This is a genomic window from Kribbella sp., assembly GCF_035687465.1.
GTDB lineage: Bacteria > Actinomycetota > Actinomycetes > Propionibacteriales > Kribbellaceae > Kribbella.
Genome location: NZ_DASRXP010000642.1, coordinates 1 through 18851, shown reverse-complemented (window position 1 = coordinate 18851; position 18851 = coordinate 1). Strand labels below are relative to the sequence as shown.

General features: G+C 65.2%; 12 protein-coding genes. 3 read left to right on the top strand and 9 right to left on the bottom strand.

All coding sequences use genetic code 11. The annotated features are described in order from the left end of the window. Position 1: 1 nt before the first annotated feature. Both VFG33_RS34200 and VFG33_RS34195 read right to left on the bottom strand, forming a co-directional pair. A complete protein-coding gene (locus tag VFG33_RS34200) occupies positions 2-5683 on the bottom strand; it encodes an SDR family oxidoreductase (RefSeq protein WP_325057150.1) in 5682 nt (1893 codons plus the stop codon). A 43-nt stretch (positions 5684-5726) separates the two neighbouring features. Further along, on the bottom strand, positions 5727-7232 hold the full coding sequence (locus tag VFG33_RS34195; RefSeq protein WP_325057149.1) for an acyltransferase domain-containing protein: 1506 nt from the start codon (positions 7230-7232) through the stop codon (positions 5727-5729). A gap of 179 nt (positions 7233-7411) precedes the next feature. On the opposite strand from VFG33_RS34195, the gene VFG33_RS34190 reads away from it, so the two are divergent. Both VFG33_RS34190 and VFG33_RS34185 read left to right on the top strand, forming a co-directional pair. Next, positions 7412-9040 carry an acyl-CoA carboxylase subunit beta gene (locus tag VFG33_RS34190; protein WP_325057148.1) on the top strand — a complete coding sequence of 543 codons (1629 nt, stop codon included), beginning with the start codon at positions 7412-7414 and terminating at the stop codon, positions 9038-9040. After that, positions 9037-9246 carry an acyl-CoA carboxylase epsilon subunit gene (locus tag VFG33_RS34185; protein ID WP_325057147.1) on the top strand — a complete coding sequence of 70 codons (210 nt, stop codon included), beginning with the start codon at positions 9037-9039 and terminating at the stop codon, positions 9244-9246. Before VFG33_RS34190 ends, VFG33_RS34185 begins: the two co-directional genes overlap by 4 nt. A gap of 337 nt (positions 9247-9583) precedes the next feature. Here VFG33_RS34185 and VFG33_RS34180 read toward each other — a convergent pair whose 3' ends face one another. The 7 genes from VFG33_RS34180 to VFG33_RS34150 all read right to left on the bottom strand — a co-directional run bounded on the left by VFG33_RS34180 (position 9584) and on the right by VFG33_RS34150 (position 18148). Continuing rightward, positions 9584-11224: a CocE/NonD family hydrolase gene (locus tag VFG33_RS34180; RefSeq protein WP_325057146.1), complete on the bottom strand. Its 1641-nt coding sequence runs from the start codon at positions 11222-11224 to the stop codon at positions 9584-9586. 68 nt (positions 11225-11292) lie between these two features. After that, positions 11293-12885 (bottom strand): CocE/NonD family hydrolase, encoded by a 1593-nt coding sequence (locus VFG33_RS34175; RefSeq protein WP_325057145.1) that lies wholly within the window; start codon positions 12883-12885, stop codon positions 11293-11295. A 159-nt stretch (positions 12886-13044) separates the two neighbouring features. Further along, positions 13045-13428 carry a RidA family protein gene (locus VFG33_RS34170; RefSeq protein WP_325057144.1) on the bottom strand — a complete coding sequence of 128 codons (384 nt, stop codon included), beginning with the start codon at positions 13426-13428 and terminating at the stop codon, positions 13045-13047. 120 nt (positions 13429-13548) lie between these two features. Continuing rightward, positions 13549-14808 (bottom strand): DUF3500 domain-containing protein, encoded by a 1260-nt coding sequence (locus tag VFG33_RS34165; protein WP_325057143.1) that lies wholly within the window; start codon positions 14806-14808, stop codon positions 13549-13551. Positions 14809-14897: 89 nt separating this feature from the next. Continuing rightward, a complete protein-coding gene (locus tag VFG33_RS34160) occupies positions 14898-15743 on the bottom strand; it encodes a fumarylacetoacetate hydrolase family protein (RefSeq protein WP_325057142.1) in 846 nt (281 codons plus the stop codon). Further along, the gene (locus VFG33_RS34155; protein WP_325057141.1) at positions 15740-16573 is read right to left on the bottom strand and encodes an alpha/beta hydrolase fold domain-containing protein; all 834 of its coding nucleotides are present in this window, start codon (positions 16571-16573) and stop codon (positions 15740-15742) included. Before VFG33_RS34155 ends, VFG33_RS34160 begins: the two co-directional genes overlap by 4 nt. A 15-nt stretch (positions 16574-16588) precedes the next feature. Further along, positions 16589-18148, bottom strand: a complete 1560-nt coding sequence (locus VFG33_RS34150) for a bifunctional 3-(3-hydroxy-phenyl)propionate/3-hydroxycinnamic acid hydroxylase (RefSeq protein ID WP_325057165.1) — start codon at positions 18146-18148, stop codon at positions 16589-16591. A gap of 256 nt (positions 18149-18404) precedes the next feature. Between VFG33_RS34150 and VFG33_RS34145 the strand changes: the two genes are divergently transcribed. Then, positions 18405-18851: FadR/GntR family transcriptional regulator (locus tag VFG33_RS34145; protein WP_325057140.1), on the top strand; the 447-nt coding region annotated here is incomplete at its 3' end.

Here is an 18851-nt window from a genome sequence, read left to right as displayed (position 1 = left end):
GTTATCTTCCTCCTGCGACAGCGGACGGAACTGACTGGCGTTCGCGCGGGCGGAACTCACCGGTGGCCGGATGGACCGACCCCAGTACTACGCCGGCAATGTCCTTGATCTGAAGGAGAACCCGCCCGTCGGGTGCTACTGCCAGGCATCGGTTGTCGGGGCGTTCCGCTTCCAGGTCGACCCACCGTGGGCTGGAGTAGAGCTCCACCGTGGGATATGCCGCAGCGAGTTGGCAGTCGTTGCGCAGTTCGTACAGGTCGATCCGGCGGATGCGTAACGGCGCGGCGAGCGGGATGAAGCCGTCGGTGTCCGGTTCGAGGACCGACAGGCGAGCCAGCCCGTCGAGCAGCAGGCTCGGAACGGTGAACGTGGAGAAGACGGGATCGTCCGGATCGACCTGCGGCGCGAAGCGGGCCCGGCGTCCCAGCCGATGCATGCGGGTGTCGGCCGTGGACACCAGCGGACCCGTCAGGTGTGCCACGGGGTTGGCCACGTGATAGGGATCAGCGACCGGGCGCTCGTCCTCACCTGGTGTCCACAGGTCCCAGGTCGGTGCCGGCGGGAGTTCGGCCCGCATCCGGACCAGGGCCTCGAAGTGCAGTTTGTCGGTCCGGAGTACGGTCCCGTTCGCTGCGAGCACGTCGCCGAGGATCCGGACCTTGACGACGGTCTCCAGCTCGTCGCGGGAGATCACTTCGGCCTGGATCTTCTTGTGTACCGGCCGATCGGCGGCGAACACCCGCAGGAACGCGTGGAACGTGACGTCCTCGAACCCGGCCGGGACCATCCCCGGTACCAGCTCCTGGGCGGCCTGCGCGGCGATCTCGGGAACGAACGTCCCGGGCAGCGTGGCGTGACCGTTGACGACGTGATGGGCGAGGTAGCCGTCTCTGGACAGGTCGAACGAGCGCTCGGCCCACAACTTCCCGAATCGGCTGCGGCGGGCGATGTCGAGGTAGAACGGCTTGCCGCGCCCGTTGCCGACAGCAACGAAGAAGCCCGGCAGATGGTCCTCGATCGCGCGCTTCTCGACGTCGCCCAGGTGCACGACTACGGGCTCGTCGCGAGGCCGGCCGAGCTCCGCCAGGAACAGCGCGACGCCTTCCTCGGTGCTGATGCTGGTGAACAGGCCACTCTTTTCCAGGAAGGCTTTGGTGACCGGGTTGGCGCCCAGGCCGGTCGAGCGCCACAGCGCCCACCCGATCGTGACCTCGTCGCGTCCGACGGCGACGGTGTGCGCGGCCGCCGTGTTGAGGAAGTCGTTGCCGGCGGCATAGTCGACCTCGCCGACCTGACCAGTGAACCCGACGAACGAGCCGAAGTTGCACCACACCCGCGGCGGCTGGTCTCGCAGCGCGTACCGCAGGTTCAGGTAGGTCTGCACCTTGACGTCGCGGACCGAGCGGAAGTCGTCCCATTTCTTGGTGGGAATGGACGCGGCCCGGTTGAGGCCAGCGACGTTGAGCAGCAGGTCGATCCGGCCCTCGCGGCCGAGGATCTCGGTCATCGTCTGGACGACCTGCTCCCGGTCGCGCAGGTCACAGGTCAGGTAGTGAACGCGATCCGCGCCGCTGTACTCGGCCATCGCGGCCAGGTTGCGGCGCGCGGCCCGGGCGTTGGTGAGGGTGTCGTACTCCTTCGTCAGCTCCGCGACGGTGGCGTCCGGGCGGCGAGCCTTTTCGGTGCGCAGGTAGGCGACTCGGTCGTCGGTGTCATCGGCAAGGTCTGCGTCGTCGTAGCCGTCCAGTGGGGTGGTGCCGAGAATGTAGATGATCGGCCGGGAGTTCTCCGCGAGTGCCTTGAGGGCTTCCGCGCCGATACCGCGTGCGCCGCCGCAGGCCACGACGACCGAGTCGCTGTCCAGGCGGGCGACGTTGGGACCGTCGCCCGGCTGGTCGTCCAGCTCGACGACGGACAAGCAACGACGCTCGCCGTCGTTGTCGTACACGACGACGGGGAGGAACTGGTGGGCCGCCGCCTCCGCTGTCGCGTACCTGACCCCGGTGGCCAGGTCGGAGGTGCTGGTCACCACCGTGCAGAGGGGACGCTTCGGCAGTTCCAGCGCGGCGCTCTTCACCAGGCCGGTGAACATTCCGGCCAGCGGATGCCAGCTGCCGTCCTGCCGGCCACCGAGCAGCAGCACGATCAGGGAGCCGGCTTGTTCGATCGCGTCGTGGCAGTGCTGCAAGGCGAGGAACGTCAGGTCGTGCAGGGCGAACAGTGCGGGCGAGGTGTCCCAGACCTGGTTCGGATCGGCCGCCGCTGCCAGGCTCGTCACCACCCGCAGGTCGCTGGGCCTGTCGATCTTGGCCAGTACCGCCGAGACCGCTTCGGGGTCGACTGTTGGCAGGTGGATCCAGTCAGGACGTTCGTTCGGTACGGGTGCGGTCGACAGGACTGTCACGCCGGTCAGGGTTTGGTCCACCAGCAACTCTGGCTGATCGGTCAGCACCAGCGTGCCCGGTGCGAACAACTCGGTGACGGGCCGGATCGGCAACGACGGCAGGATCTTGAGGGTCATCTCGTACCGCGCGACCGATCGCGGAACGGATTCGCTGGCTGGCAGGTCCACCGGGTCCGGAGCCGCCTCCTGTGCCGGCGTACCGGTGAGCAGGCGGCGAAGTACTGAGACTGCGTCATCGGCGCCCAGGTAGCTCCTGCCCTCCGGGCCCACGTGGTCGCTGACGGCGTCGCCGTCGTGCCGGCCGCGGTCGACGAGCTCGTCCAACTGACCGAGGGCGGGGAGGCCGTTGGCAATTGCCACGCTCTCGCGGGTGAGAGCGAGCAGGAATGCGCCCTCGGCGAGCTCGGTGTCCGGCGGCAGCAGTGGTGCGATCACGTCGGCGAGCTCGGGCAGACTGTTGCCGTTGACACCGAAGACGAGGGCCAGGTCCAGGTCCCCACTGCGCAGATAGCGGCCCGCGACGTCGAGGGCGGCTGCGGTCGAGGTGAGTCCGTTGTCGATGGTCATGTTGAGACCATGGAAGTCGAAGTAGTTGGCGACCCGGGCGGGAATCACGTTCGGCATGATCCCCGGGAAGGAGTCTTCCGTTGCTGTCGGCACCAGTCGTTCGAGATCGGCTTCCAGGTCGGCCAGCAACTGCTTGCCGGCCGGTTCGTCGCCGATCACGGTCCGGATGTCGTCGACGTGACAGCGCAATGCATAGAGCGTGGCCTGGCGCGTCGGGCCGAGGTGGCCGGCCAGAACACCGGTGGTGTCGTGGTACTTCTTCCAGACGTCGCCCAGCGCGGACTCGAGCTTGGCCACGCACTCCAGGACCATCAGTTGGCAACGGTCGAGCATCCGCAGGGTCCGCGGTGGCATCCGCACCCGCTCGAACGGAGGCACCGGGTACTGCTCCCCGAACGACACGTCGGGGGCCGGGCCGGTACCGCGCAGCCAGCCCTCGACGTCTTCTGCCCGGTCGAGGCCGGGTACGTGCGCCGACCAGCCGACGACCACGATGCGATCATCCTTCGCGATCGCCGGAACGGGCGGCCGCTGACCCTGGAACTCCTCGACCACGATGTGCGCGTTCGTACCGCCGAAGCCGAAACTCGACACCGAAGCGGCCCGCGGCCGGCCCGGCGTGACAGGCCAGGGCAGCAGTTCGCGCGGAATCCGCAGCGCCGTCCGGTCGGCATCGAAGGCGTCCGGTGGTGTCTCGAATCCGACCTGCTGCGGGATCTGCTCGTGCCGGATGCCGAGCAGCACCTCGATCAGCGAGGTGACGCCGGCGGCCCAGCCGGTATGACCGATGACCGACTTGTTGGACGTCACCTGCAGGGCCTGGTCCGGCGGGAACGAGCTCTGCAGTGCGTTGAGCTCCGCGAGGTCACCGGCGGGTGTGCCGGTGGCGTGGGCGGCGACCCAGTCGATCCGATCCGGGGTGACGCCGGGGGCTTCGAGCGCGCGGTGGATCGCGATCTCCTGGCCGGCCGAGCTGGGGGCGTAGATCGCCTTGCCCTTGCCGTCCGACGAAGTACCGACGCCGGCCAGCAGACCGAGGATGGTGTCGCCGTCGCGCAGTGCGCGACTCAACCTCTTGAGTATTACGACTCCCGCGCCGTCGGAGAACAGCACGCCATCGCCGGAACGGTCGAGCGATCGGACGCTGCCGCGCCGGGCGAGGCCGCCGAGCTTGGAGAACAGCACGGCACCGCGCGGGCCGAGTGCGAAGGCACCACCACAGGCCGCCAGGTCGCAGTCGCCGGCCAGCAATGCCTTCATGCCAAGGTCGACGGCGTAGAGCGAAGAGGAACAGGCGGTGTCCACCATGAACAGCTCGGTATCCGCCGGAAGTACGCCGTCGATCGCCTGCCGCCCGACCCGGTGTGGCAGGAAGTCGGCGGTCGCTCCGGTACCCCGGTGGAGGTGCTCGGCGAGCTTGGTGCGCAACTCATCGGCCGTGCCGTTCGCGGTGTGGAGCCGGCGGCGTAGGCCGGCGAGGACCATCGCCTCCTCCAAGTGCTGGCTGCCGTCGGCGGTGTAGCCGACGAAGCACGACACCCGGTCGGTGCTGTCCCGGCCGACGCCCTCGAGCGACTGGACCAGGGCGTGGCGGAGCCAGCGGGCGGTGTAGTCCTGACCCTCACAGCCGGCAGTGTCCGAGACGAATCCCGACCACCGGCTGTACGTCTTGTCGGGAGCCTCCGGGTCGGCGTCATGAAACGAGTCCAGCCGCCAGCGGTCAGCGGGAACCTCGGTGAAGACATGCTCACCACTGAGACGAAGCCGCCACAGCTCATCAGGATCACCCGCCTCAGGCAACCGCAACCCCATCCCCACAACAGCAATCGGATCAGACTCAGCCAATTCACCACCATCAACCACCGCCCGCGGCGCCGCTTCAACCACCGCCCGCGGCGCCACCTCGACCGCCGCTTCAACTGCCTGGTCCATCAGCGGGATGCGGGGCGGCGACATCATCGCGCGCCCGAGTGAGAGGCCGCCGTCGCCTAGGACTGTCTGGCCGGTGACCCAGCAGGCGAGGTCGGAGACGAGGAACAGGACGATGCGGGCGAGGTCGTCCTCGGTGGCGATCCGGCCCATCGGGGTCGAGTCGACCGTAACCTGACGCATCTCCTCCGCACGAGGGAACAGCGTCGCCACCTCGCCCTCGACCAGGCTGCACGACGCTGTGTTCACCCGGATCCCGCGCGGCCCGTACTCCGCCGCCAAGTGGCGGCTGAGTGCCTCGACGGCGGCTTTCGACGTACCGACGGACAAGTAGTTGTCGAGCACCATCGGCGCACCGATCGACGACACGTTCACGATCGCCCCACCGTTCGGCATCAGCTTCGCGGCGCGTTCGGCACACCAGAAGCTGCCGAGCAGGTTGGTGTCCAGCGCCTTGCGGAAGTGCTCCTCGGTCGTCTCCGCGGCCGGGCGCAGTCCGCCGGACGCGGCGTTATTCACCAGGATGTCCAGCCGGCCATGCCGTTCCTCGATCTCGGCGAACATCCGATCGACCTGCTCCACCTTCGCCACCGAGGCGCGGACGACCTCCACCTGGAGACCTCGCTCGGAGAGCTCGGCCTGCAGTGCCCTCCCCTCGGCGAACGAGTGGAAGCAGTTGATCACGACGTGCGCGCCGTGTTCGGCGAGTAACGTCACCACGCGCCGCCCGACACCGCGGGCTCCGCCGGTCACCAACGCGATCCGGCCGGTCAAGTCGAGCATGTCGCTGTCCCCCCTCACGCCTGAATCACGCAGCATGCCGGACTCACGCCGCCATCTGGCGCTCGGCCGCTGCGGTGCTGACGAAATCGACGACCTTGCCGAGAGTCGGGTAGTCACTCAACCGGAATCCCTCAGGACGCTCGGGCAGGCCGTACCGCTCTGCAACCCTCGCAATCAGCTCGGTCTGCTTTACCGAGTCGACCCCGAGATCAGCCTCCAACTCGGCATCCTCAGTGATCACCTCAACCGGATACTCCAACGCTTCCGCATAGAAGGCCGCCAGCTCCACAGCCAACTCGTCCCGGGCGGGCAGAACGCCATTGACTGAGCTGGGCTCCGCCGACGCAATTACTGCCGGCACGCTAACCGCCGGCTCCGGTGCAGCTTCCGGTGCGGGCACCTGCAGCTCAGGCTCGTTCTGCTTGCTGAATGCTTTGTACTGTTGGCGGATCTGCTCCAGGATGTCCTGTCCACAGGCGTCCCAGAAGGTCCGCGCCTCGACCACCGGTACACCCGGCAGGACGATTTCCGCGAACCGATCGTCGAAACTGCTCGGCAGCTGACCCAGCCCGCGCAGCCTCTCCACCTGCTCCTGCGGAAACGCAGCCGCGTGGTCGCCGTCCAGGCACGTCACCTTCGCCGCCTCAGGGAGCGACTGACCGACCAGCCCGACGAGCGTCGACCTCGCACCGCATTCAACGAAGACGCGAGAGCCCTTGTCCCAAACGTGCCGCACCGCGTCGCCGAAGTACACCGGCTGGATCAGATGGCTGGCCAGCAACTCCGGCATGTCGTCGCCGTCCTCGTACCAGCGGCCGAGGATCGGCGAGTACACCGGAATCGATAGCGGCGCAGGGCGGAGCCCGCGCAGACTCGCCGCGAACGCCTCGGCGACCGGCGCCATCAGGGAGCTGTGGAACCCGTACGGCGATTGCAACCGGAGGAAGGAGATCGACGCGGCCCGAGCCAGTTTCTCAATCGCTGCAAGGCATTCGTCGGGTCCGGAGACCACCGACTGCTTGGGCGAGTTCTCAGCGGCGACCGCCGATTCGGTCTGCTCCAGCACCGTGATCATGGCGCGTGCCCGTTCAGCCGAACATCCCACCGCGGCCATGGCGCCGGGCCGCTCGGCGACGGCACGGAGCGCGGCGTTGCGATGGCAGACGATCTCGGCTCCCTGCTCGAGCGTGAACATGCCACCGCACACGAGCGCGGCGATCTCGCCGAAGCTGTGCCCGATCAGCACGCCCGGGCGAACGCCGGCGGACTTCATCGACTCGTACACCGCCACGGACAGCCCGAAGAGCGTCAGCTGCAGAAGGTCCTTCTCGGACGTGGACAGCTTCGTCAAGGAGGGTGGCGAGGTGGCGAGAACGGTCTGGCTGACGCGGGCGGCGGACGGTTGCAGCCGGGCGGCGACGGCGTCGATCCGCTCGAACACGTCACGAACGCCGATCAGGGCTGGGCGGGCGGCACGCAGGGCTGCGTCGTCATAGGCGCCCTGGCCGGGAAAGAGCAGCACGGTCTCGGCGGCCGTCTCAGCGGCCACCGGCAATGCCACATCCTTCGTCGTCAACACGGTCTTCGATGCAAGGTCGTAGGCGGTCACACTGAACAGGCGCCGCAAGCAGCCCCCGTGATACCTCGCCGCCCAGGAACTTCTCGCGTATCAATCCAGAAGCTCCGCGAGTCTGTCCTAGTGTCAGCCGAGTTTGCGGAAGGAAGCGGATGTCAGACGCAACGATCTCTTCGGCCGGGTTCTTGCGGGGTGCGGCAGCGGGCAGCTCCACCAGGGAGCCGGCCGTACCTTCGCAGCTGTTCGCGGCCACCGAGGAGCTCCTTACCCGCCGGACGGCCGCCGTCACCGGAAACGAGCTCGCCACCCAGCGACGCCACGAGCAGGGCCGCAAGACCGCCCGGGAACGCATCGACCTGCTGGTGGACCCGGGATCGTTCGTCGAGCTCGACCTGTTCGCCCGGCATCGCGCGACCGCGTTCGGGATGGAACACAACCGGCCGACGACCGACGGCGTGATCACCGGCTGGGGGACGGTCGACGGCCGGCGGATCGCCGTGTACTCCCACGATGCCCGCTGTTTCGGCGGCTCATTGGGTGAGACGTTCGCCGCCAAGATCCACAAACTGCAGGATCTGGCCGAGGCCGCGGGGGTGCCGATCGTCGGCATCAACGACGGCGGCGGAGCCCGGATCCAGGAGGGGCCGCTGGCGCTGGCCGGCTTCGGCGGCATCTTCCGCCGCAACGTCCGCGCGTCCGGCGTGATCCCGCAGCTCAGCGTGGTCGCCGGCGCCTGCGCGGGCGGCGCGGCGTACTCACCGGCGTTGACCGACTTCGTCTTCATGGTTCGCGATACGGCGACGATGTTCGTCACCGGACCGGATGTCGTGTCCGCGGTGACCGGCGAGCGGGTCACCGCGATGGAACTCGGTGGAACGGGCGTTCACGGCACGCACAGTGGAGTGGCGTCCTTCGTCGTCGACGACGAGGCGACCTGCTTTCACCAGGTTCGCGATCTCCTGGCGTTCCTGCCCGCGAACAACAACGAACCGCCGCCGAGATACGCGACCGCCGATCCGCCCGACCGGCCGTGCCCCGAGCTCTTCGACGTCGTGCCGATGACGTCGTCGCGCAGCTACGACATGCGACGTGTCATCGAGCTGCTCGTCGACGACCGCGATTTCTATGAGGTGCAAGCCGACTGGGCGCCGAATATCATCTGCGGGCTGGGTCGCCTGAACGGAGCCACCGCAGGCTTCGTCGCCAATCAGCCGGCCGTACTGGCGGGGACGATCGACATCGCCGCGGCCGAGAAGGCGGCTCGCTTCGTCCGGTTCTGCGACGCGTTCGGCATCCCACTGGTGACGCTCGTCGACGTGCCCGGCTTCCTGCCCGGCCGCGACCAGGAGCGCGACGGCATCGTCAGGCGTGGCGCCAAACTCGTCTACGCGTACTGCGAGGCCACGGTCCCCCGGATCTCCGTCGTACTACGCAAGGCGTACGGCGGAGCGTTCATCGCGATGGACTCGCGGTCGGTGGGTGCCGATCTCGCCTATGCCTGGCCCTCGAACGAGATCGCCGTGATGGGCGCGGAAGGGGCTGCGTCGATCATCCATCGCCGGGAGATCGCAGCCGCCGACAACCCCGAGCGACGCCGGCAGGAGCTGACCACGGAGTACGCGGACACGGCCCTCAACCCTTACTCCGCGGCCGAACGTGGGCTCATCGACGATGTCATCGACCCGGCCGACACCCGTCGGGTACTGATCGAGTCGCTCGCCTTGCTGAAGGGGAAGCGGGCCGATCAGCCGTATCGCAAGCACGGGAACGGACCGCAATGACGAGCTCCATCGAGGTGTGCCGAGGGGAGCCGACGGAGGACGAGCTGGCCGCTCTGATTCGTGCCCTGCGGACCGTCACTGCGCAACGCGGCAACGAGCAGATCGACGAACGGATCGGGCAGCGGATCGTCCAACGGATCGGCTGGGCCCGATTCCAGCCGCCGCAGTCATGGGCACCTGTCGCGGGACCTCGCCGGATAAGGTGATCGACATCATCGCGGCTTCCGGGACGCCGTCGAGGAGCTGCCCTGTCCGACGGCTCTGTCGCCGCATCCAGAAGCACTGGATCGGAACGGGTACTGGTCTGGCAACACAGTGGCTGTAGGCAATGACTTGGTTGCCTTCGACTCCGGTTCGCGCCACGGCGCGCCGTACCGGTCGGTGCTGTCGGCGCGATCGGTCGACGGTGGGTACTCGTTCGGCCCGCCGCGGCAGGTCGTACCGGATCCATCGCCATACACCGATGCCGACATCACCGCGACCGGCGCGTTCGCGCTGCGCTGGTTCGTCGACGGCTCGGCAGCGCCGGTCACGATGAGGCAACTACGTCAGGACCGGAATCAGAAGGGTCGAGTCGCAATCAGTGCCGGTGTGCAGAATGTGCGTGCCGGCGTTGCGCGTAGCCCCGTGATGCAGGCTCGCCGGGTGGTCGTAGAGCCGCAGATCGTGCCCCTGTACCACGAGGCGAAGCGTTTCGCCCTTCTCGAAGACGGTCCCGGAGGGCCAGATCTCGACATTGAGCTCGACGACCTCGCCGGCGTCAAGAGGCTGCTCACTCGTGTGCTGGTGCCACGGCTGCTGCGGCGTTGAACGCTGGGCATCGAGCTCTCGGTGACTGGCTCGCAGCCAGCCGAGGGCGACAGGACCGTCCTCTCGTGTCGAGAAGTACGGGAAGTCAACCCTATTGCCTGCGGCGTCAAGCTTCTCCAGTCCTACGAACACGTCCATGTCGTTCGAGCCGCGAGCTTCGGCCCACAGGGTCAGCGAAGCGTTCCCGACAACTTCGCTCCGCTCCTCGAACGTGTAGTCGAAGTACGCATGACCGGTCTTTGCGTCGTACATGGTCGTGCCAGACTCGGCGCCGCTCTCGGAGAGGACGCCTGCCTGCGCGTCGAGGTGGAGGATGCGATACTGCGTTCCTGGGATCGGCCAGGCTGTCGCCTGCTGCTCCTCCCCTTTGTAGTAACTCTCGCGGAGCTCGTAGCGAACCTTCGGCCAAGAGTCGACCTCGTTTGCTTCGTCCTTGAGGTAGCGCGCGAAGAAGGCCTTCTGCCGAGCGACAGACTCGGGCAGGTAGTAGTACGCCCACTTCTTGCGTCCGTGGATCTCGAGGTACTTATGGTCGGATGAGATCTGCTCGAAGCCTTCGATCGACCCTCGTGTATGGAGTCCGTGGTCGCTCCAACTCGCGACGACATAAGCGGGGACGTCGATGGCGGCAAGATCGGCACGATGGGTAGCCCAGTAACTGTTCCACATCGGGTGCTCGTCACGCATCCTGGCGAGGTCCTCGACCTCGGTCGACGAGTTGCCCGCGAACCACTGCACCAACTCGACGAACTTCGTCTCCGGAATGCCACCGTGGAAGACGTGCTCACGGTAGACATCCGAGACACCCTCCCAGGGGTTGATCGCCGCCAGGTGCGGCGGACGCGTAGCTGCCGCGAACCATTGCGAGATGGCGAGATAGGAGACACCACCGAGCCCGACTTTGCTGGTGCACCAGTCCTGCTCGGCCAGCCATTCGATCAGGTCGTGCTCGTCCTGACCTTCGCTAGTTCGCCACATGTCGTGCTTGCCCTGCACGGCCCACGTCCCTCGCGGGTCGACGTTGACCACGGCGAAACCCTCCGGGCAGAACATCGCGGGATCCGGAGCCTCGAGTGCGCAGTACTCGGAGACCGTTCCGGGCTCCACTCCGCTGCCTTCCAGGAAGTCATAGCCGACCGGCGCGTGCTTCCCGTACGGGCTCCAGGCGACGATGACCGGAACCCGGCCACCAGTGTCGGGTCGGAAGATGTCGATGAGGATCTCGACGCCGTCACGCATCGGCACTGGGACGTCGTAGTCGATTCGCAGGCCGTTCTCGACCACCGAGCGCCTGTTCGGAGCTGGGTGGCCCGAAGCGGCCGGCGGGATCCCAGACTTGTACTGAACGTCGAGGCCGGGGGCTGATGTCGTCATGATGAGCTACTTCCTTCTCGAGCTTCGCACCGGAGGCCGGTGCTCGGAGCCATGGCAACAGCGCGCCTCTACCGGGGGATGACCGGCAGCACGAGGTAGGACGACCTGGCTGGACCCGTATGGACCGTGACCTCGTTGTCGAAGATCTCGCTGGGACGGTCCACCGGATCGTCGTGAACGAAGTAGCTGTACTCGAGCTCGTGACCGCTGACCTCGAGGAAGAGTGACGAGCCCTCGGGGAACACGACGCTCGTGGCCCAGATCTCGACGTCGAGCGGGACCGCGACGCCGGGCTCAAGAGATTCGATTTCGTCATGAGCATGGAACGGCCGGTGCGGCTGGCTGCGCTTGTCGTCGAGCTTGCGGTGCGATGCGCGAAGCCAGCCCTGGGTGAGCGAGACGTCGTCCAGCGTGGGCCCGACGGCGAGCATCTCGGTGCCGTCAGCGTTGCGGCGGCCGAGCCGCACGAAGATGTCGGCGTCGGTTGTCGAGGAGTCGATCCAGAGCCGTAGGGTCACGGGACCGGTCACCTCGGTGGTGGCCGTGAACGGAGAGGTCGTGAAGGTGAGTGTCTCGGTCAGCGCCGCGTAGCGACCCTCGTCGTCAGAGGCCGGAGCATCCGTGCTCAGTGAGCCTGCCGCGGCATTCAGGTGATAGGTCGTCCACTGGGTGCGGGCGATCGGCCACTCCTGCTCACCACGCCACGTGATCTCGTCGCCGTCGCGGATGGCGAGCACGACGGGTGGCTCGTTCGTCCATCCGGTCTCTTCGCCCTTGAGGAAGTGACCTAGGAAGCGTTCCTGGAGCTCGATGTTCTCAGGCTCGTAGAACGGGTGGATGTGATCACCGATCACGATCCGGAGCCACTTCTGGGCTGAGCTCGCCTGGAGGTAGGCCTCGATGTTCCCGCGCAGGTGGAGGCCGATGTTGCCCCAGTTGCCCACGGACAGCACCGGAACGTTGATCTGCGAGAGATCAGGACGCCACTCGCCCACGTAGTCGCCGTCCAAAGGGCGCGCGAGGCACGCGTCGTTCAGTGAGGTCACCGTGTTGGCATCGCGCTCGGCTTGGGTCAGCGATCCGTCCCAGCCGTTCTGCACGTTGAGGACAGTGTTGGGCCACCACCAGGAAAGGAAGCGGCTGTTGAGGATTCCTCCAGCGCGGGTGAAGTCCCGATACATGTCCGCAGCGCCCTCCCACGGCACGATGGCCGCGAGATGAGGGGGTCGCAGGGCCGCGACCGGCCACTGTGTCATGGCGTAGAACGAGATGCCGAGCAGCCCAACCTTGCCGGCGCTCCACGGCTGGACACCTGCCCACTCGATGGCGTCGTAGTAGTTCTCTGCGGCCGTGTCGGAGAACGGCGCCAAGATGCCGGGCGAGGCACCTGTGCCACGCCCGTCGACGCGGACCACGACGTACCCCTTGGGAACCCAGGTCTCGGGGTTGGGCGTCTCCCAGTTGACGAAAGGCCCGCCGCCGAGGTCACGAGAGTGCTGCTGGTCGCGGTCCGCCCAGTGGCGATCCTTCCCGTAGGGACCGAGGGTGACGATGACGGGATAGGTTCCCTCCTCGACGGGTCGGTAGACATTGGCGCTGAGCGGCTCTCCGTCACGGACGGGGATCTGTACATCGCGCTCGTAGATCATCGAGTTGGTCATGGGTATCGCCCTTCTTGAGGGAGTTAAGGTCCAATGTCAAAACTGCTGCAGCGCAGTCACCGACCACCGTCGCCGGATCCAAAGCCACCTTCAACAACGTCATGAGCGCCTCCTCTGATCGGACTCACCAGCGTCCTCTCAATCAGGCTTCATGACCTATCAGCCAGCCGCTGTGACATCGACCTCGATCATCAACTCAGGGAAAGCCAGTTCGCAAATAATGAAGGTGGCAGGAGCTGGATCCGTTTCGCCGAGATGTTTCCGGCGCGCGATAATGACCGCATCATGATATGCGCGATCCGTCACGTAGATGAGCACCTTTACGACGTTCGCCGGCGCGAGGTTGTTTGCGTTCAGAAGGGTCGCGACGTTGGCGAAGGCGTAATCAGCCTGTTCCTCAATGGTTTTGGCAACAGTGCCGTCGGGCGACACGCCAACCTGACCTGCGAAATGGAAGACATCGCTACCCGCTGTGACCACAGCGCAATGCGAATAGGGCCCAAGGGGCGGGGCGACACCCTTTGGATTCGAAAAGGTCGGCATTTTGAAACTCCCTCGAAGTGCGTGCCTAGAAATGGGCGGGAACTTTAGTCGAAGTGCTGAACGGTTCGACACTGTTAGTGATAGTGGTGACACCATTCACAGCTGTCAAGAGAATGCCATCTAATCTCCCGGTAGGGCCGCATCGGGCCCGAGATGTTGTGCGATGAGCGCACGACCGTAGTCGTTTCCGTTCGGCGTCCGAATCACTGTGTGGATGTGGAACGGCATGGGCTCGTCATTGGTGAGAAACACGCCACAGTGATGGTCCAGTTCGAGGATGACCACTGGGCTCTGAACGCGGAAGTAGAACGGATCCTCTGGCTCGAAGCCACCAATCCATGTGAACCAGGTGTCATCAAAATGCTCGAGGATCTGCTCGCGACGGTCATCGGCCGGGCCGTCAGGCAAGAGCACCAAAAATTGGTCAACGATGGTTCGCAGGTGCTTGCGCGCCTTGCGCGACATGTCGCGGACCTTCGTGCCCTCCTTCGGGATGATTCTGTTGTCCTGGAACGCGCCGCCGAGGTGTCGTTCGTCGCCACTGTGTACCCGCCCCTCGGGCATCGCCGGGTCGATCATGTGTTCAAAGGTTCTTGCCTGCGCACGCTGTTTATCGGTGAGTTCTCCGATCAGTCGGTGGGCAGTGACAATCCGATCGTCGAAGACGCGAGTGCCCTTGAGCGGCCCCTCATCGACAGAGCTCGGTTCGGCCCCCAAGAAGACCGGTGATACCACCATCTGGCCGGCGACGACCAGACAGTTGACCGCGATGTGATGGCCGAAGAAGTTCCAGCCCCAAGCCTCGTTGTCGTCCGGGGTACCGAAAATCGAGAGGTTGTAGCTGTACTCCCCCAGGATGACTGGCAGGTCGACCAGGTCGCCCATGAAGGCGTTGATTTTCATCAGGTCGCGGACCAGCGCGAATCCCTTCTTGCTCAGACTGGCCTTGATGACTCCCAGGCACTTGTCGCGTACCTCATCAGACAACTCGTCGAGCCGAAGGCCGGGGTTGTGCTGCAGGAATTCGGGGTTGGCCCAGGAACGCCACTCATGCGCGCCGAGCGGATAGGTGAGTTTGGCTCGATCATCGACCGACAACATTTCGAGGAGCTTGCCCGCCGCAGCCACCATTGACATGGTCGGTGCACGACGCACGTCACTCGGTTGCTTGATTTCAAAGAGACCTTCTGCGACATGCCCGTCGTGCGTAATCCCCGTGAACGGTTCCGGATAGAGTTCTGCCCACCCAGCGATCATCGGGCCGGCGAACGGGTCAGATTTCACGTACTCGGCGTACTCGTAAGTGCCCAGACCTCGCAGGTCGGTGATCCTTGGGTCGTCGTCTGCCGGCAGGTACTGCCGGAAGCCGTCTGTCGTCATTGGGTGGATCCTTCTGTCGGGTTCTGCGTCACGAGTTCGCGGTCTCGGTCGAAGGGTATTCATGAGTTTCTTTCCTACGTCCGGGTGATTCAGCGCCGGCTAGGGGCCTTGCGCGCCTCGGGACCGACGATTGGCGTCGACAACACGCCGAGACGTTCGATATCGACCTCGACGGTGTCGCCGGGCACGAGGAGCCAGGGCGGAGTTCGCACGTAGCCCACTCCTTCGGGCGTCCCGGATGCGATGACGTCCCCTGGATTGAGGGTGAACGTCCGACTGATGAGCGAAAGTATGTCGGCGACCTGGAAGATCATGTCCTTGGTGTTGCCATCCTGGACGGTGGTGCCGTTCAAGCGAGTCTGCACTCTCAGCCCATCGGCGAGGTCACCAACCTCATCGTGAGTCACGATCGGGCCCAGAGGGCCGCTGCAGTCGCCGTTCTTGCCCAGCGTCCATTGCGCGGTGAGCTTCTGGGCCTTGCGTGCAGTCAGGTCGTTGAACGTCGAGTAACCGAAGATGGCCTCGCTAGCCTCTTCCGGCTCCACGTCACAGAGGCTGCGCGTGACGTATGCGGCCACCTCAGCCTCCCAATCGAGGCCCTGCTCACCTGGGGGCACCGGTGCTGCGGTTCCTCCGACGGACAGCGATGGTGTCCAACGTCCGAAGAGGGTTGGGTAGTCCGGGACCTCAAACGAACCTTCTGCAGCATGTGCCCGGTAGTTCAGACCGACACAGATCACCCGAGCGGACGGCAGGACCGGCGGCACCTGAATTACCTCGCCGAGGCTAAGTGTTTGAGTTGCTTCCTTCTTCGACCACCCTTCAGGATCGCTCCAAAACGTCTCGACTGTCGCCAGCACGTGCACGTCTTGGTCGTCAAGGCGGGCAACGAACACGCTGTCTTCGCCTGGGATGCGGACTCCGATGAGTTTCATGAACGCTCTCCCGAGAGATTGACATTGAGAAAGGCTGAGGTGATCGCAAGGTGATCGGGCCGGTCGAACGTGTTTGATTCGTGGCCTGCGTTGCCGAGCGTGACGAATGTGGACTCGGCCCCGGCACGAACGAGTTTGTCGTGGAGCGCGATGCTCTCCGAGATTGGAGTGACGCGGTCGCGATCGCCGTGCACGATCAGGAACGGCGGGGCCCCGGTCGTCACATGATTCAGCGGACTCGCCTCGGACGTCACAGCCTCTCGGTTTGTCCCGTCCCCGATGGCAAGGAAGCCGTCTTCTACCGGCGGTGGAAGAATCTTCTCCTCCAGCCACGAGCGCATTGTGTTGGCGGTGAGGTCACTCTGACCGAACCAGTCAACGACCGCGGCGACGCTGCTGTCGTGAGCAAGGCAGTCACCAACGCTGCCCTCCCAGGTGGAATCGCCGTTGGTCAAGCCCACCATCGAGGCGAGGTAGCCGCCTGCGGATGCGCCCCAAACCGCGATCCGATCTGTCGTCAAGCCCAGTCCGGCCCCGTTGGCGCGGAGCCACCGGACGGCACCTTTTGCGTCGTGGATCTGAGCCGGGTAGGTGGCATCGGGAACAAGACGGTAGTTCGCCGACGCCACCGCTACGCCAAAGGACGCAAAAGCCTCGAGTCGTTCCTTACTGTCGGCCGTCTTGTCACCTTCCTTCCACGCGCCGCCGTGCAGGTAGAGCACGACGGGAACGGAGGTATCAATGTTCGGCCGATACAGATCTAGTGTGTGCAGTGCGTCAGGCCCGTAGGAGATGTCGGACCTGATGGTCACAGATGAGCGTGAGTTCATGTGAAAATCCGCTCCTCAGGCGTTCGTGAGTGCGTTGAGGTGAAGCAATGCTCCGAGTTCAGACACCAGGTCTCCGACGGCGTCGCCTCCGACGGCACCGAAGACGTACCAGTCGGGACGCATGATGTAGGCGTCCACACCTTGCGCGTCGAGGAAGGTCCCGTAGACGCCGGCAACATCGGTCACCGCGTCAGGACTGGTGGGGTCGCCGATGACCCCGATACTGCAGTCGATCTGGCTCAGGATGCGTCGCTGCACATCATTGAGAGCCGGGGTGTTTCGGCTGATCAGCTGGAATCCGTGACCGAGTACATCGTCGCCTCGACCTTCCTGATCCCCCTTGCGGAGCACACCCTGTGGGGCGAGCACGCCGTTGCGATCAGCAACGGAGCCGTCATCCTCAAGTTGCACTACTCCATGCTCAAGCTTGGGGAAGGCTGGCGGCGGCGGGGCGAGGTTGTTGCGCAGGGCGTAGTTCCTCTGCTCGGCGGCCTCGTTGTCGATGATGTTCACCAACTCAGCCAGCGCATGGCTCGTGTGGACGAGCGTCGAAACATGCGGGGCTCGCTCGGCTTCGTACGTATCAAGTAGCTCGTTCTCCGCGATTCCGCGCAGCACGAAATCCAGCTTCCAGGCAAGGTTGCGGCCGTCGCGAATCGCTGAGCACCCACCCTGGCCGAGGTAGGGCGTCATGGTGTGGGCCGCATCTCCGGCGATGAACACACGTCCCTTGCGCCACTGGGCAGCAACCCGTGTGTAGTAGTGGTAAACCACCTGACGACAGATCGACATGACCGACTCGTCGAGTCCGTGCGTTTCCTTGAGAAACCCCCACGCGACCTCAGGCTCCTGCATCTGCTCGTCGGACTCGTCCTCATGGACGCGCATCTCAAATCGCTGCCGCTCGGTGCCTAGTGGCATGTACATGTGGGGCCGCTTCGGGTCCATGATCATGATCACCTTCTCGAACTGCTCGGGCAGCGGCGCGATCACGTTCATGTCGAAGTTCAGCCAACGCTCGTGCAAACCGAAATCGTGCATCTCCAGGCCGGCCGCCTCACGGATGAGGCTGTTCGTGCCGTCTGCGCCGATGACGTACCTGGCTTTGAGGACCGTCTGCTCCGAGCTGACAGTCGAGCCCTTCGGCTGAACAGTCACCTCCACATGGTCGGCGTGCTGGACGAGGCCCAACGCCTCGGTGCCGAACACCACCTCAACGTTGTCCATCGTGGCGACCTTGGCACGCAAGGTCTTCTCCACGTCGGGTTGGAAGATCGAGTAGTGCGCCCGGAACCCGCCCTGCTCTCCTCGCCAGTCCAGCACCAACATCGGATCTGCATCGGCATCGCCAAACGCGCAATAGTTCAGCACGACCGCCGCGCTGAGTGCATCGTCGATGCTCTCGCCTGTCGCCTGAACCGTCCGGCAGGCCTCGCCGTCGAAGGTCACCATGCGCGGCAATGGGTACAACTCGCACTGACGTTCGAGCACGACGACCTTGTGTCCTGCGGCACCAAGGGTGGACGCAGCCACCTCACCGGCGGGTCCGAATCCAACTACTACGACGTCATACATTTCAGAAGCTTCCACTGCCCGGCTCCTTCGCAACATGGGCGGCTGCACGCGTCTAAACATCCGAACCTTTCAGACGTTTAGCAGTGTGCTGCGTCACATGGTCGAAAGTCAAGATGATGCTGCCGACTTACTTCAGGAAGACAGCGTTGGGGGTCGAGGAGACGCCTCCGGGCGCGTGTGTCGGGTTACTGACGACCATTCCCTCGTACACGCCGTCTGCGGCACAGGCTTTCGCCACGGCTGATAGGTTCACGCCGTGACTGCCAGCATTGCGAGGACGCGTGCCGAGTCTCTTGCTACCGACATAGAGGCTCGGATCACCGAGCAGGGCCTCGAACCGGGCGCCCCGTTCGGAACATTGGACGAGATTCGGGCCCAGTCGAAGTTCGCGCGGTCGACCGTGAGCGAGGCCGTGCGACTGCTGAGTGATCGTGGGGTTCTTGAGGTGCGCCCCGGACGCGGCGGCGGGCTTTTCGTCGCCCAAACGAGCCCGGTGGTGCGCCTCCGCCACATGCTGCTTCGCGTGCGCGAGAAGCCGACCCCCGTAGCCGACGCCATCGCCGTGCGCGACGCTCTCGAATCCCTCATCGACACGGAAGCCGCCCGACACAGGACTGCCGATGATATTGCAGATCTCAAGAAGCTCATCCGGACAATGAAGCGCTCAGGGGACGACCCCGAGACCTACATGCGCTCAAACTGG